This window comes from uncultured Dechloromonas sp. (genome assembly GCF_945957265.1).
Lineage (GTDB): Bacteria > Pseudomonadota > Gammaproteobacteria > Burkholderiales > Rhodocyclaceae > Azonexus.
In genome coordinates this window covers 1-13,156 of record NZ_CAMFKO010000057.1, presented here as the reverse complement: position 1 = coordinate 13,156, position 13,156 = coordinate 1, and the positions used below count along the sequence as shown (strand labels likewise).

Genomic DNA, 13,156 nt, shown 5'->3' with positions numbered 1-13,156 from the left:
GCAATCAAAAGGCCACCAAGTCCCGTCTGAAGCGCCAGATCCGCGCAGAAAGCAGAAGCACAGAATGAAATCCCGTCACAAGAAACTCGCCCTGATCGGCGGCGCCCTGGCCATACTCGGCATCATCGCCGCCCTGGTCCTGAACGCGCTGAACAGCAACATCGCCCTGTACATCTCGCCAACCGACGTGGCCGGCGGCAAGGCGCCGGTCGGCAAGGCATTCCGCATCGGCGGCCTGGTCAAGGAGGGCAGCGTGGCCCGCGAGGCCGACGGCGTGACCATCCGCTTCGTCGTCACCGACACCGCCAAGGACATCACGGTCAACTACAAGGGCATCCTGCCGGACCTCTTCAAGGAAGGCAAAGGCGTCGTCGCCCAGGGCAAGTTGACCGATGCCGGCACCTTCAGCGCCAGCGAAGTGCTCGCCAAGCACGACGAGAACTACATGCCGCCGGAAGCCGCCAAGGCGGTCGACGACGCCCAGAAGGCAGCGAACAAGCACGTCTCGCCGTCTTCGCTCGGCCAGCCGAAAGCGAGCTACTGAGCATGATCCCCGAACTCGGCCATTTCGCCCTCATCCTCGCCGCGCTGGTCGCCCTGATCCTCGGCACCCTGCCGCTGATCGGCGCCCACACCAACCGCCTGACCTGGGTCGCCGTCGCCCGCCCGGCGGCCACGGCGATGGCGCTGCTGGTCACCTTTTCCTTCGCCTGCCTGACCCAGGCCTTCGTCGCCAACGACTTCTCGGTGGTCTACGTCGCCCAGCACTCCAATTCGCTGCTGCCCATCCAGTACCGCGTCGCCGGCGTCTGGGGCGGCCACGAAGGTTCGCTGCTGCTGTGGATCCTGATGCTCACCTGGTGGGCCTTCCTGGTCGCCATGCTCTCCCGCCAGCTGCCGGAAGCCATGGTCGCCCGCGTCCTCGGCACGCTCGGCCTGGTCGGCTTCGGCTTCCTGCTCTTCATCCTGGTCACCTCCAATCCTTTCGAGCGCCTGCTGCCGGCGGCCGCCGAAGGCCGCGACCTCAACCCGCTGCTCCAGGACCCCGGCCTGGTCATCCACCCGCCGCTGCTCTACATGGGCTACGTCGGCTTCTCGGTGGCCTTCGCCTTCGCCATCGCCGCCCTGCTCTCCGGCAAGCTCGACGCCGCCTGGGCGCGCTGGTCGCGGCCGTGGACCATGGCCGCCTGGATCTTCCTGACCCTCGGCATCGCCATGGGTTCGTGGTGGGCCTATTACGAGCTCGGCTGGGGCGGCTGGTGGTTCTGGGACCCGGTCGAAAACGCCTCGTTCATGCCCTGGCTGATCGGCACGGCGCTGATCCACTCGCTGGCCGTCACCGAAAAGCGCGGCAGCTTCAAGAACTGGACCGTGCTGCTCGCCATCGCCGCCTTCTCGCTGTCGCTGCTCGGCACCTTCCTGGTCCGCTCCGGGGTGCTGACCTCGGTGCATGCCTTCGCCACCGACCCGCGGCGCGGCATCTTCATCCTGATCTTCCTGGTCGCCGTGATCGGCTCGTCGCTCGCGCTGTTCGCCGCCCGCGCGCCGAAAGTCGGCCTGGGCGGGCGTTTCGGGCTGGTGTCGCGGGAATCGCTGCTGCTCACCAACAACGTGCTGCTCGTCGTCGCCTGCGGCACGGTGCTGCTCGGCACGCTGTACCCGCTGCTCATCGACGCGCTCGGCGTCGGCAAGATTTCGGTCGGCCCGCCGTATTTCAACGCGGTTTTCGTGCCGGTGATGACCCCGGTGCTGTTCCTGATGGGCATCGGCCCCTTTGCCCGCTGGAAGGATGCCTCCGTCCCCGAGATCGCCAAGGCCGTCAAATGGGCCCTGGTCGTCGGCGGCCTCGTCGCCGTGGCGCTGCCGCTGCTCTATGGCCAGTGGTTTGCCATGACCGCGCTCGGCCTGCTGCTGGCTGCCTGGATCGTCGCCACCGCCGCCCTCAACTTCTTCGAACGCGTTCAGCACACCCGCGCCGGCCGCGGCTTCCTGTCCACCGCGCTGAGCCAGCCGCGTACCTTCATCGGCATGCACCTGGCCCACATCGGCATCGCCGTCTTCGTCGTCGGCGTCACCATGGTCGGCAGCTACCAGGACGAGAAGGACATCAAGCTGGCCCCGGGCCAATCGGTCGACGTCGCCGGCTACCACTTCACCTTCAATGGCGTGAAGGCGGTCGAGGGCCCGAACTACGTTGCCGCGCAAGGCGAGTTCGATCTGGCGGTGGACGGCAGGTTCGTGCGCAAGATGAATCCGGAAAAGCGCAACTACCACTCGTCGGCCATGCCGATGACCGAAGCCTCGATCGACGCCGGTTTCCTGCGTGACGTCTATGTCTCGCTCGGCGAGCCCATCGACCGCGACAAGCCGGAAGGCGAATGGGCCGTCCGCGTCTATTACAAACCCTTTGTCGACTGGATCTGGGGCGGCTGCGTGCTGATGGCACTCGGCGGCCTGATGGCCATGCTCGACCGTCGCTACCGCGTCAAGGCGCGCGCCGCAGCCCCTGTTTCTGCCGGAACCCAACAAGCATGAACCGTTACTACTGGATACTCGGCGGCTTTGCCGCCCTCGTCGCCCTGCTCGCCGTCGGACTCAACCTGAACCCGCGCGACGTGCCGTCGCCGCTGGTCGGCAAGCCCGCCCCCGCCTTCACGCTGGCCCAGCTGGCCGAGCCGGAAAAGACGCTGTCGCCCAAGGACATGCAGGGCAAGGTCTGGCTGTTCAACGTCTGGGCGTCGTGGTGCGTATCCTGCCGCCAGGAGCATCCGATCCTCGTCGAGTTCTCGAAGAAGGTCGACGTGCCGCTGATCGGACTGAACTACAAGGAAGTTCGCGGCGATGGCGGTTTCGACATGGGCAAGATGCCGGCCGACGAGGAAAGGAAACTGGCCTGGCAACGCGCCAACCAGTGGCTGTCGCAGCACGGCAATCCGTACACGCTGACGGTGATGGACCTCGATGGCCGCGTCGGCATCGATTACGGCGTCTATGGCGTGCCGGAAACCTATGTCATCGACAAGGCCGGCGTCATCCGCATGAAGCATACCGGCCCGATCTCGCCGGAAGTGCTGGCCAAGAAGATCATGCCCCTGCTCGCCGAGTTGAACAAATGAAGCGCCTGTTCGCCAAGCTGGCCGCCATCCTGGCCTTCGGCCTGTGCCTGAACGCCGCGCCCGCGCTGGCCTCGAGCGCGACGGAAGCCGCCCTGGCGGCCGACCCGGTCGCCGAGAAGCGCCTGACCAAGCTGTCCGAGGAACTGCGTTGCCTGGTCTGCCAGAACCAGAACATCGCCGACTCGAATGCCGAGCTCGCCCAGGATCTGCGCCGCGAGATTCGCGGCATGATCAAGGAAGGCAAGAGCGACAAGGAAATCATCGACTTCATGGTCGCCCGCTACGGCGATTTCGTCCTCTACCGCCCGCCGGTCCAGGGCAACACCCTGCTCCTCTGGCTCGGCCCGGTTGCCCTGCTCATCTTCGGCCTGGCCGCCCTGATCGCCTACCAGCGCCGCCGCGCCGAACGCGTCGCCGCCGAAGACAAGCCGCTGTCCGCCGATGAAGCCGGCCGCGCCGAAGCGCTGCTCAAGGAACTCGATAACAAATGACCCAGTTCGCCCTGTTTGCCACCCTGCTGGTCGTGGTGGTTGCCGCCTTCATCCTGCCGCCGCTGTGGTTCGGTCTGCGCGCGCCCAAGGCCGTGGCCGACCGCAAGACGGCCAACCTCGCCATCTTCCGCGACCAGCTTGCCGAACTCGAACGCGAGAAGGCCGAAGGCTCGCTGGCCGATGCCGATTTCGAACAGGCCCGGCGTGAACTGCAGCGCCGCCTGCTCGACGAGATCGAGCCCGCCGCCGATGAAAGCGCCCCCGCCTCGTACGCCGCCAGCCGCAAGACCGCGATCGCCCTTCTCCTGCTGCTGCCCATCGTGGGCCTGACCGGCTATTCCGTGCTCGGCAACCCGGGCGCCCTCGACCCCGAGAAAACGGCAGCCCCGCCGCAGGTGACGCAGGAACAGATCGAAGGCATGGTCGCCAAGCTGGCCGAGCGCCTGCAGGCCAATCCGGACGATCCGAAGGGCTGGCTGATGCTGGCCCGCTCGTACAAGTCCATGGGCCGCTATGACGAAGCCGTCGAAGCCTTCGGCAAAGCCGAAGCGGTGGTCAACGAGCAGCCCGACCTGCTCGCCGCCTACGCGGAAACCATCGCCATGGCGCAAGGCAAGGGACTCAAGGGCAAGCCGACCGAGCTGGTCGACAAGGCGCTCAAGCTCGATCCCAAGCACGCGCACAGCCTGTTCCTCGCCGGCGCAGCCGCCATGGAGCGGGGCGACAGCAAGAAAGGCGTCGCCTACTGGGAAGCCCTGCTGCCGCAAGTCGAGCCGGGCTCCGAGATCGAACAGATGCTGCGCAGCGGCATCGACAAGATGAAAGCCGGCAAGTAAGGAGGCCACGGGCGTGGTCGATCTGTCCCGCCGGGCCTTTTTCCGCGGCCGGCCCCGCCCCAAGGCCGAAATGCGGCCGCCCTGGGCCTTGGCCGAGGGGGATTTCATCGACCGCTGCACGCGCTGCAACGACTGCGTCAGGGCTTGCCCGACGCACATCCTGGTTGCCGGCGACGGCGGCTACCCGACCGTCGATTTCCGCGAAGGCGAATGCACCTTCTGCGGCGATTGCGTCACCGCCTGCCAGCCCAAGGCCCTGCAACGGGCAGCCGGGCAGCCGGCCTGGTCCGCCCAGGCCGTCATCGGCGAGGACTGCCTGCCCCGCCAGGGCGTCGAATGTCGCGTCTGCGGCGACTTCTGCGACGCCCGCGCCATCCGTTTCCCGCCCCGACTGGGCGGTTCCCCGCTACCGGAAATCGACGGCGAGAAATGTACCGGCTGCGGCGCCTGCGTCGCCCCCTGCCCGACCCTTGCCGTGACGATCAAACTGCCGCCGGCGGGCTGACCTCGGGCGTTTGCAGCAGCGGCGGGGGCGAGAACCCCAGCTCGAGCATTTCGGTTTCCAGCTTGATGCGCAGGACCAGGAGGCCTTGCAGGCTTTCCCGGGCCTTGTCCGCAGCCCAGTCGTCGTGATGCTGCTTCAGGCAAGCCTCGATCTCGTGACGCTTGCCCAGATCGACATGGCACAGCGCGGCGTAGCGCCGAATCTCGTTGTCCAGATCGCGCAATTCGCGATCATAATGTTCAAACCCGCTCATTTTTCCGCTTCCCGGAGAATACTCCATGTCATGGTTCAAGCTGCCCGAGCCCCGCTCCGACCTCAAGCTGGCCTTTCATGACCTGCCTTCCGCCAAAGCCTGGCTGGCCGTTCAACCCCGGGCCCAGCCAACGCACATACTGAATGTCATCGGCGAACAGATCAATGCCGTCGAGGCATCGACGCTGGCGCCCGGCCTCGCCGTCGAGCTGCTCAACCTGCTGCGCTCGGCAGCCGTACCCGGACAGGATAGCATCGAGCCGCGCTTTGTCCGCAAAGCGCTGCCGATGGCCGCCGAAGACGAACGGGCATTCGAACTGGCCCAGAAATTGTGGCTCACGCTCGGCATCGCCTACCTGCGCCTGGCGCCGCACTTTCCGCCGGACGGCAAGTGCCTTCCCCTGCACCGCGCCGCCTGCGCATTCAGAATGGCGCAGTACTGCTATTTCCAGGCGGCGCGCCAGTGCCCGCCGCTGCTCGACCGCCTGCTCTTCGCGGTGCTCGACCAGGCCGAAAGCAGCGGCGTGCTGCGCCAGGCGCTGCCTGACCCCGACTTTCGCCACCTCGGCGAATCCAACATCGCCGGCCACCTGGCCTGGGCCTTCATGCTTCGCCTGATCGACCCCTACCGCCTGTCTGCGGCCCAGCTCGTCGTCGCCAACCGCGCCATCAGCCGGTGGCGCGAGCTGACGGTTTTCCGGCTGACCCCGGATGACGACCCGAAGGCGCATTCGGTCGACCTGGCGCCGATATTCGGGGCCGCCCTGCCGGCCGGGGTGCCGCGCTGGATGGAAGTACGCAAGGTCGAGCGCAAGATCGAACAGCGCATGGCCGCGCTGCAGGCCGGCGAGAGCCCGGAATCGCTGAAGCTGGGACGGGAGCTGTCGGGGAGCGCCTGCATGCGGCTGCTCCGCGATCTTGAATCCAGCCTCGAAAGCACGATCAGGACAGCATCAACGGAAATCGGCGAAATCGAGCTCGCATTCGGCGCCGAGAATGCCTTCTCCATCCTCACCGGGGAATCCCTCAACCCCACCGCCTCGCTGGAAACCGGCGGCGCCAGCCTGGCCCACCAGCGCGTGGCGATGTTCGGTTTCGATCGCGCATCGACCCTGCCGACCACCGTCAAGAAACTGAATGTGCCGAGCGAGAAATGGACGCTGGTGGACGGCAAGGCAATTCGCGCCCGGGACGTCGACGGCGGGCGTCGCCTGGCCCCCTGCCTGGTTGCCGCGGTACGCGCGGAGAAGCCCTGCCTGGGCGTCCTTTACTCGCTCCAGGCCCTGTCCGGCGGGGCGTTGAGCGCCGAGCTGAGCTGGTATCCGGAACCGGTCGAAGCCGGCCGGCTCGTCCGCACGAGCGCCCAGGAGCGAACCCAGGCGCTGACACCGGCCTTCCTGATGCACGATGGCGAGCAGTACTCCTTGCTCGTTCCCGCCAACGCGGCCGTACGCCTGAATAGCGTACTCGGCTTCCAGAGCACCGCCGGAACGCCGCAAAGCCGCCTGCTCCCCAGCGAAGTGCTCGAGCGCGGCATCGACTTCGTCCGCTACGCGGTCGACTGGCAATAAAAAGCCCGCCGGACGGCGGGCTTTCGGGGTGAGCGGCTGGCCGCCGGCGGCGGCCCGCAGGATCACTCGAACTCGATGATGATCTGATCCACCGACAGGCTTTCGCCGACGGCAGCGGAGATCTTCTTCACCTTGCAGTCCTGTTCGGCCTTGAGGATGTTTTCCATCTTCATGGCTTCGATGACGGCCAGCTTCTCGCCCGCCTTGACGTCCTGTCCGACCTTGACCGCGATCTCGCGGAGCAGGCCCGGCATCGGGGAAAGCAGGAACTTGGAGAGGTCCGGCGCCGGCTTTTCCGGCATCAGCGCGAGCAGTTCGGCGGCGCGGCCGCTCATGACCATGAAATCGGCGCGATTGCCCCAGTGGAACAGGCTGTACTTGGTCTTGTGCCGCTCGACCTGCAGGGTGAACGGAACGCCATTGCAGGTGCCGTTGAACAGCGATTCGCCCAGCTTCCAGCCGGACAGCAGTTCGTAGGACTTGCCGTCGTACTCGACATGGTAGCCGCCCGGGATCGGTCGGGCCGTGACCGGGTGGTTTTCCTTCTTGTCGCCATTGAGACGGACCACCATCCACTGGTCGCCGACGATGCGCTCGTGGCCCTGCATCTGGCCGGTAATCGAAGCGGAACGGTCGGTATAGGCGCGATAAACGTAGGCCGCGACGGAAACCAGCAGCGCCGGATCGTCGTGCGGCACCATCGAGGCATCGAAGCCCGTCGGGTAGTGCCTGGGGATGAAGCCGGTGTCGAAGATGCCGGAATGGAAGACTGGATGCTGCATCAGCGCGGCCTGGAACGGGATGTTCGACGAAATGCCGCGGATGACGAAGGCGTTCAGGGCGTCGCGCATGCGGGCAATCGCCGAGCTGCGATCCTTGGCATGCACGATCAGCTTGGCGATCATCGAGTCGTAGAACATCGAGATCTCGCCGCCGTCGTAAACACCGGTATCGACGCGGGTCGTGCCGGTAGCGTCGCTGGTTTCCATCGGCGGCTGGAATTTCACCAGGCGGCCGGTGGAAGGCAGGAAGCCGCGGAACGGGTCTTCGGCGTTGATCCGGCACTCCATCGACCAGCCGTTGATCGTCACATCGGCCTGGGTCAGCGGCAGCTTTTCGCCGTAGGCGACGCGGATCATCTGCTCGACCAGGTCGAGGCCGGTGATCAGTTCGGTGACCGGGTGCTCGACCTGCAGGCGGGTGTTCATTTCCAGGAAGTAGAACTCCTTGGTTGCGCCGGACACCACGAACTCGACCGTACCGGCCGATTCGTAATTCACCGCGCGGGCCAGGGCCACGGCCTGTTCGCCCATCGCCTTGCGCATCTCGGGATCGACGAAGGGGCTCGGCGCCTCTTCGATGACCTTCTGGTGACGACGCTGGATCGAGCAGTCGCGCTCGTTCAGGTACACGTAGTTGCCGTGGCTATCGCCGAGCACCTGGATTTCGATGTGGCGCGGTTCCAGCACGTACTTCTCGATGAAGACGCGGTCGTCGCCGAAGGAGTTGCGGGCTTCGTTGACGCAGGACGAGAAGCCCTCGTGCGCCTCGGCGTCGTTGTAGGCCACGCGCAGACCCTTGCCGCCGCCACCGGCGGAAGCCTTGATCATGACCGGGTAGCCGATCTTCTTGGCGATCTCGACCGCTTCGTCAGGACCGGCGATGGCGTCGTTGTAGCCCGGGATGGTGTTGACCTTGGCTTCGATGGCCAGCTTCTTGGACTCGATCTTGTCGCCCATCTTGGCGACCGAGTAGTGCTTCGGACCGATGAACTTGATGCCTTCCTCTTCCAGGCGGCGCGAGAAGGTGGCGTTCTCGGACAGGAAGCCGTAACCCGGATGGACGGCCTGAGCACCGGTCTGCTTGCAGGCGGCGATGATCTTGTCCATGACCAGATAGGACTCTTTCGAGGCGGCCGGGCCGATGCAGACGGCTTCGTCGGCCAGGTCGACGTGCAGGGCGTCCTTGTCGGCTTCGGAATAGACGGCGACGGTCTTGATGCCCATCTTGCGGGCGGTTTTGATGACGCGGCAGGCGATTTCGCCGCGGTTTGCGATCAGAATTTTAGTGAACATATTCCTTTTTCTCCCTGACGCTTACAGAGGAATGTTGCCGTGCTTGCGCCACGGGTTTTCAAGTTTCTTGTCGCGCAGCATGGCCAGCGAACGGGCGATGCGCTTGCGGGTGGCGTGCGGCATGATGACGTCGTCGATGAAGCCGCGAGCACCGGCCACGAACGGATTGGCGAACTTTTCCTTGTACTCGGCTTCGCGCTGGGCGAGCTTTTCCGGATCGTTCTTCTCTTCGCGGAAGATGATTTCCACGGCGCCCTTGGGGCCCATGACCGCGATTTCGGCAGACGGCCAGGCCAGGTTCACGTCACCGCGCAGGTGCTTGGACGACATCACGTCGTAGGCGCCGCCGTAGGCCTTGCGGGTGATCACGGTGACCTTGGGCACGGTGCATTCGGCGTAGGCGTAGAGCAGCTTGGCGCCGTGCTTGATGATGCCGCCGTATTCCTGCGTGGTGCCCGGCATGAAGCCCGGGACGTCGACGAAGGTGACGACCGGAATGTTGAAGGCGTCGCAGAAGCGGACGAAGCGGGCGGCCTTGATCGAGGACTTGATGTCCAGGCAGCCGGCCAGGACCAGCGGCTGGTTGGCGACGATGCCGACCGGATGGCCGTCGATGCGGCCGAAACCGATGATGATGTTCTTGGCGTAGTCGGGCTGCAGTTCGAAGAAGTCGCTGTCGTCGACGACCTTGATCAGCAGTTCCTTCATGTCGTACGGCTTGTTGGCGTTGTCCGGAACCAGGGTGTCCAGCGAGTGGTCCATGCGGTCGGCCGGATCGTTGGTCGGGGTGACCGGCGGCTTTTCGCGGTTGTTGGCCGGCACGAAGTTCATGAAGCGGCGCAGCATGGACAGCGCTTCGACATCGTTCTCGAAAGCCAGGTCGGCGACGCCGGACTTGCTGGTGTGGGTCACGGCACCGCCCAGTTCCTCGGCAGTCACGTCTTCGTGGGTCACGGTCTTCACGACTTCCGGACCGGTCACGAACATGTAGGACGAATCCTTGACCATGAAGATGAAGTCGGTCATCGACGGGCTATACACCGCGCCGCCGGCGCAGGGGCCCATGATCATGGAGATCTGCGGCACGACGCCGGAGGCCATCACGTTGCGCTGGAACACGTCGGCGTAGCCGCCCAGGGAGGCGACGCCTTCCTGGATGCGGGCGCCGCCCGAGTCGTTGAGGCCGATCACCGGGGCACCGACCTTCATCGCCTGGTCCATGACCTTGCAGATTTTCTCGGCATGGGTTTCCGACAGCGAGCCGCCGAACACCGTGAAGTCCTGCGAGAAGACGAAGACCAGACGACCGTTGATGGTGCCGTAGCCGATCACGACGCCGTCGCCCGGGGTCTTTTCGGCCTGATCCATGCCGAAGTCGACGCAGCGGTGTTCCTTGAACATGTCCCATTCTTCGAAGGAACCCGGATCGAGCAGCAGCTCGATGCGTTCGCGGGCCGTCAGCTTGCCCTTCTTGTGCTGGCTGTCGATACGCTTCTGGCCACCGCCGAGGCGGGCCAGTTCACGCTTTTTTTCCAGCTGGCGGATGATGTCGTGCATAAAAAACTCCCTCTGAGTTACGACTATTGGTGTTTCAGGTAGTCGAGCAGCGCATACGCGGCGGCAGCCGGGGTCGTATGCCCCTCCTCGACGGATCGGGTGAAAGCGGGCAGGTTTTCCTGCACGCGGGGGTGATGGCGGAAATGCTGGCGCAGGCCGGAGTCGATCAGCTGCCACATCCACGACAGCGACTGGTGCTGGCGCTTGGCGGCGAATTCGCCGGTCGGCTTCAGCGCGGCCTGGTACTTCTCGACCTGCTCCCAGAAATCGACGATGCCTTCCTTGTGCAGGGCGGACAGCGCGATGACCGGCGGCGACCAGTTGGGCGAGGCCGGACGCAGCATGTGCAGCGCATTGCGCCACTGGGCACGGACCACGGCGGTCGCCTGCTTGTCGATATCGGCCTTGTTGATGACCACCAGGTCGGCGATCTCGACGATGCCTTTCTTGATCGCCTGGAGGTCGTCGCCGGCATTCGGCAGCTGCAGCAGGCAGAACATGTCGACCATGCCGGCCACCGTCGTTTCTGACTGGCCGACGCCGACCGTCTCGATGATGATCACGTCGTAGCCCGACGCCTCGCACAGCAGCATGGCTTCGCGCGTCTTCTCGGCGACGCCGCCGAGCGAACCGGCCGACGGGCTGGGGCGGATGAAGGCTTCCTCGCGTTGCGACAGCAGTTCCATCCGCGTCTTGTCGCCGAGGATGGAACCGCCGGTGACCGACGACGACGGATCGATGGCCAGCACCGCCAGCTTCCTGCCCTGCTCGATCAGCCAGACGCCGAGCGCCTCGATGAAGGTGGACTTGCCCGCCCCCGGCACGCCGGAGATGCCGATGCGGATGGCGTTGCCGGTCTTCGGCAACAAGGCGGTCAGCACCTGCTGCGCCCGCTGCTGGTGATCGGCGCGGGTCGATTCGATCAGCGTAATGGCCTTGGCCAGCGAACGACGCTGACCGGCCAGCACGCCGTCGACCAGCGACTGGTCGGCAGCGGACAGGAGATTGGCACGCACCGGCGCTTCGTCCAGTTTCATCCGGACTTAGGCGCGGGCCTTGCGGATTTCTTCCAGCACGCGCTTGGCCGAATCCTCGATGCGGGTGCCCGGGCCGAAGATGGCCTTGGCACCGGCCGCGTAGAGGGCATCGTAGTCCTGCGCCGGAATCACGCCGCCGGCGAAGACGATGATGTCGTCGGCGCCCTGGGCCTTCAGCGACTGGATGATCTGCGGCACCAGCGTCTTGTGGCCGGCGGCCAGCGACGAGCAGCCGATGGCGTGCACGTCGTTCTCGATGGCCTGGCGGGCGGCTTCTTCCGGGGTCTGGAAGAGCGGGCCCATGTCGATGTCGAAGCCGAGGTCGGCGTAGGCCGTGGCCACCACCTTGGCGCCGCGGTCGTGGCCGTCCTGGCCGAGCTTGGCGATCATGATGCGCGGGCGACGGCCTTCTTCTTCGGCGAATTGGGCGACATCGGCCTTGATCTGCTCCCAGCTTTCCTGACCTTGCACGACGCCTCCGTAAACACCCGAAATGGTCTGGTTGTTGGCGCGGAAACGGCCGAAGACCTTTTCCAGCGCATCCGACACTTCGCCGACCGTGGCGCGCAGGCGGATGGCCTTGACGGTCAGGTCGAGCAGGTTGCCTTCGCCGCTCTCGGCGGCCTTGGTCAGCGCGTCGAGCGCGGCATTGACGGCGGCGCTGTCGCGCGTGGCACGGATCTGCTTGAGGCGGGCGACCTGCGCATCGCGCACGGCGTGGTTGTCGATATCGAGGATGTCGATCGCGTCTTCCTTGGCCAGCTTGTACTTGTTGACGCCGACGATGACGTCCTTGCCCGAGTCGATGCGCGCCTGCTTATCGGCGGCGCAGGTTTCGACCTGCATCTTGGCCCAGCCGGATTCGACGGCCTTGGTCATGCCACCCATTGCCTCGATTTCCTGGATGATGCCCCAGGCCTTGTCGGCCATGTCCTGGGTCAGCTTTTCCATCATGTAGGAACCGGCCCACGGATCGACGACGTTGGTGATGTGGGTTTCTTCCTGGATGATCAGCTGCGTGTTGCGGGCGATGCGCGCCGAGAACTCGGTGGGCAGCGCGATGGCTTCGTCGAGCGCGTTGGTGTGCAGCGACTGGGTGCCGCCGAACACGGCCGCCATCGCTTCGATGGTGGTGCGCACGACGTTGTTGTACGGGTCCTGCTCGGTCAGCGACCAGCCGGAAGTCTGGCTGTGCGTGCGCAGCATCATCGACTTCGGGCTCTTGGCGTTGAAGCCGGTCATGATGCGATGCCACAGCAGACGGGCGGCGCGCATCTTGGCGATTTCCAGGTAGAAGTTCATGCCCACCGCCCAGAAGAAGGACAGGCGGCCGGCAAAGGTGTCGACGTCCATGCCCGAGGCGACGCCGGTGCGCACGTATTCCATGCCGTCGGCCAGCGTGAAGGCGAGTTCGATGGCCTGGTTGGCGCCGGCTTCCTGGATGTGGTAACCCGAGATCGAGATCGAGTTGAATTTCGGCATGTTCTGCGCCGTATAGCCGAAGATGTCGGCAATGATCTTCATCGACGGCTTGGGCGGATAGATATAGGTGTTCCGCACCATGAACTCTTTGAGGATGTCGTTCTGGATGGTGCCCGACAGCTTCTCTTGGGAAACACCCTGCTCTTCGGCGGCGACGATGTAGCCGGCGAGGATGGGGAGCACGGCGCCGTTCATGGTCATCGACACGGAAATCTTGTCGAGCGGGATGCCGTC

At 65.2% G+C, this 13,156-nt stretch carries 12 protein-coding genes; 7 read left to right on the top strand and 5 right to left on the bottom strand.

Going from position 1 to position 13,156, the window contains the following annotated elements; all coding sequences use genetic code 11:
- Positions 1-64: 64 nt before the first annotated feature.
- Genes ccmE through napF form a run of 6 tightly spaced genes read left to right on the top strand, consistent with a single transcriptional unit; the run spans position 65 to position 4,948 of the window.
- Entirely contained in the window at positions 65-544 is a 480-nt protein-coding gene (ccmE, locus tag Q0P59_RS19195; protein WP_295009409.1) for a cytochrome c maturation protein CcmE, read from the top strand.
- A gap of 2 nt (positions 545-546) precedes the next feature.
- Positions 547-2,535: a heme lyase CcmF/NrfE family subunit gene (locus Q0P59_RS19190; protein ID WP_295009407.1), complete on the top strand. Its 1,989-nt coding sequence runs from the start codon at positions 547-549 to the stop codon at positions 2,533-2,535.
- Positions 2,532-3,116: a DsbE family thiol:disulfide interchange protein gene (locus Q0P59_RS19185; protein ID WP_295009405.1), complete on the top strand. Its 585-nt coding sequence runs from the start codon at positions 2,532-2,534 to the stop codon at positions 3,114-3,116. Before Q0P59_RS19190 ends, Q0P59_RS19185 begins: the two co-directional genes overlap by 4 nt.
- On the top strand, positions 3,113-3,607 hold the full coding sequence (locus tag Q0P59_RS19180; protein ID WP_295009403.1) for a cytochrome c-type biogenesis protein: 495 nt from the start codon (positions 3,113-3,115) through the stop codon (positions 3,605-3,607). Before Q0P59_RS19185 ends, Q0P59_RS19180 begins: the two co-directional genes overlap by 4 nt.
- Positions 3,604-4,443 carry a c-type cytochrome biogenesis protein CcmI gene (ccmI, locus tag Q0P59_RS19175; RefSeq protein WP_295009401.1) on the top strand — a complete coding sequence of 280 codons (840 nt, stop codon included), beginning with the start codon at positions 3,604-3,606 and terminating at the stop codon, positions 4,441-4,443. The genes Q0P59_RS19180 and ccmI overlap by 4 nt, the downstream gene beginning before the upstream one ends.
- A 13-nt stretch (positions 4,444-4,456) precedes the next feature.
- The gene (gene napF, locus Q0P59_RS19170; protein ID WP_295009399.1) at positions 4,457-4,948 is read left to right on the top strand and encodes a ferredoxin-type protein NapF; all 492 of its coding nucleotides are present in this window, start codon (positions 4,457-4,459) and stop codon (positions 4,946-4,948) included.
- Here napF and Q0P59_RS19165 read toward each other — a convergent pair.
- Entirely contained in the window at positions 4,926-5,201 is a 276-nt protein-coding gene (locus Q0P59_RS19165) for a hypothetical protein (RefSeq protein ID WP_295009397.1), read from the bottom strand. The two genes, napF and Q0P59_RS19165, sit on opposite strands and share 23 nt — an antisense overlap.
- A gap of 25 nt (positions 5,202-5,226) precedes the next feature.
- On the opposite strand from Q0P59_RS19165, the gene Q0P59_RS19160 reads away from it, so the two are divergent.
- Positions 5,227-6,771 (top strand): hypothetical protein, encoded by a 1,545-nt coding sequence (locus Q0P59_RS19160; protein WP_295009395.1) that lies wholly within the window; start codon positions 5,227-5,229, stop codon positions 6,769-6,771.
- Positions 6,772-6,833: 62 nt separating this feature from the next.
- Here the strand turns inward: Q0P59_RS19160 and Q0P59_RS19155 are convergent, their stop codons facing one another.
- The 4 genes from Q0P59_RS19155 to scpA form a co-directional block, all read right to left on the bottom strand.
- Positions 6,834-8,846, bottom strand: a complete 2,013-nt coding sequence (locus tag Q0P59_RS19155) for an acetyl/propionyl/methylcrotonyl-CoA carboxylase subunit alpha (protein WP_295009393.1) — start codon at positions 8,844-8,846, stop codon at positions 6,834-6,836.
- A 21-nt stretch (positions 8,847-8,867) separates the two neighbouring features.
- Positions 8,868-10,403: an acyl-CoA carboxylase subunit beta gene (locus Q0P59_RS19150; protein WP_295009391.1), complete on the bottom strand. Its 1,536-nt coding sequence runs from the start codon at positions 10,401-10,403 to the stop codon at positions 8,868-8,870.
- Between the two features lie 23 nt (positions 10,404-10,426).
- Complete coding sequence (gene meaB / locus Q0P59_RS19145) at positions 10,427-11,440, bottom strand: methylmalonyl Co-A mutase-associated GTPase MeaB (protein WP_295009389.1); 1,014 nt, start codon at positions 11,438-11,440, stop codon at positions 10,427-10,429.
- 6 nt (positions 11,441-11,446) lie between these two features.
- Positions 11,447-13,156 (bottom strand): methylmalonyl-CoA mutase (gene scpA, locus Q0P59_RS19140; protein ID WP_295009387.1); only part of this gene is annotated, 1,710 nt, incomplete at its 5' end.